Origin of the sequence: Parabacteroides sp. AF48-14 (genome assembly GCF_003477465.1) — a bacterium.
Taxonomy (GTDB): domain Bacteria; phylum Bacteroidota; class Bacteroidia; order Bacteroidales; family Tannerellaceae; genus Parabacteroides; species Parabacteroides acidifaciens.
On the sequence record NZ_QUDI01000096.1, the window covers coordinates 1 to 1,607 of the forward strand.

The 1,607-nt window shown below is 41.4% G+C and carries 1 protein-coding gene; it reads left to right on the plus strand.

Annotated elements, in window-relative coordinates:
• Positions 1-116 precede the first annotated feature (116 nt).
• Positions 117-1,553 carry an aldehyde dehydrogenase gene (aldA, locus tag DW083_RS21880; RefSeq protein ID WP_122333826.1) on the plus strand — a complete coding sequence of 479 codons (1,437 nt, stop codon included), beginning with the start codon at positions 117-119 and terminating at the stop codon, positions 1,551-1,553.
• Positions 1,554-1,607: the final 54 nt, after the last annotated feature.

Sequence of the window (1,607 nt, forward strand, 5' to 3'; positions counted from 1 at the left end):
AGCCTGTATTCCAGAAATATATCATTTATGAAATAACTAATATCATTTTTAAAACATCATCATATATTCTTTCTCGTACATTTAAATTCAAATTTCAACCTAAAAAGATAATTACCATGAAGGAATTGAAAATGTTTATTAATGGCAGATTTATAGAGAATGAATCTGGGAAATGGATTAAAGTATTAAATCCTTCTACTGAAGAAGTTATCTCACTTATGCCGGACGGTACAGTAGACGATGCGAAAAAAGCAATCGATGCTGCGGAAAAGGCTCAGGAGCAATGGGAAAGAACACCTTCTATAGAACGAGCAGCCTATTTGATTAAGATTGCAGCAGGAATTCGTAAAAGAGAGAAAGAACTGACCGACATAATCGTACGCGAAGGTGGTAAAACACAGGGACTTGCAAATGTAGAAGTACTATTTACTGCTGATTATATCGATTATATGGCAGGATGGGCACGTCGATATGAAGGTGAGATTATTCCCAGTGATCGTCCACGAGAAAGTATCTTCCTGTTTAAGAAGGCAATTGGTGTTACAACGGGTATTCTCCCTTGGAATTTTCCGTTCTTCCTTGTTGCTCGTAAGGCAGCTCCTGCTTTGATTACTGGAAACACGATAGTTGTAAAACCAAGTCAGCTGACGCCTGAAAACGCATATGTTTTTGCACAAATCGTAGAAGAAGTTGGTTTGCCTGCTGGAGTATTTAATTTGGTGAATGGACGCGGTTCTGTTATTGGCCATGAATTAGCTGCTAATCCTAAAGTCGGTATGGTCAGTCTGACAGGAAGTGTTGGTGCCGGACAACAGACAATGGCTGCTGCGGCTCCTAATATCACGAAAGTTTCATTGGAATTGGGTGGAAAAGCACCTGCTATTGTGATGGCTGATGCGGATATTGATCTGGCTGTTAAATCGATTATCGCTTCACGTGTGATTAATACGGGACAGGTCTGTAACTGCGCGGAACGGGTTTATGTAGATAAAAAGATTAAAAATGTCTTCATGGAAAAACTTGTTGCCGGCATGCAACAGGTGAAAGTTGGTGATCCGAATGAAATTGCTGATCTGGATATGGGACCGCTGATCGAAGCTAATGCGTTGGCTGCGATGGAGAAAAAAGTGGCAAGAGCAATTGAACAAGGCGCTAAACTATTGTGTGGTGGTCATCGGATCGGAACAAAGGGATATTTCTTTGAGCCAACAGTTTTGGATTGTGCCACTCAGAAAATGGATATTATACAGGAAGAGACCTTTGGTCCTATCCTACCCGTTGTTGAATACACTGATATCAATGACGCCATAGCTTGGGCGAATGATTGTGAATACGGACTGACTTCTTCCGTCTATACACAAAATCTGGATAATGCATTCAAGTTGATGCGTTCCCTGAAATTTGGCGAAACCTATATCAATCGTGAAAACTTTGAAGCAATGCAAGGTTTCCATGCCGGCTGGCGTAAGTCTGGAATTGGCGGAGCTGACGGCAAACACGGGCTTGAGGAATATTTACAGACACACGTTGTTTATATTGAAACAAAGGAGTAAAAGCCTTGTGCCATCAGGTTGGCACAGTTATGCCACTTAGTTGGCACAGCTGTG

Coding starts and splice junctions, on each gene's coding strand:
- aldA (WP_122333826.1), top strand. CDS start 117: ATGAAGGAATTGAAAATGTTTATTAATGGCAGATTTATAGAGAATGAA.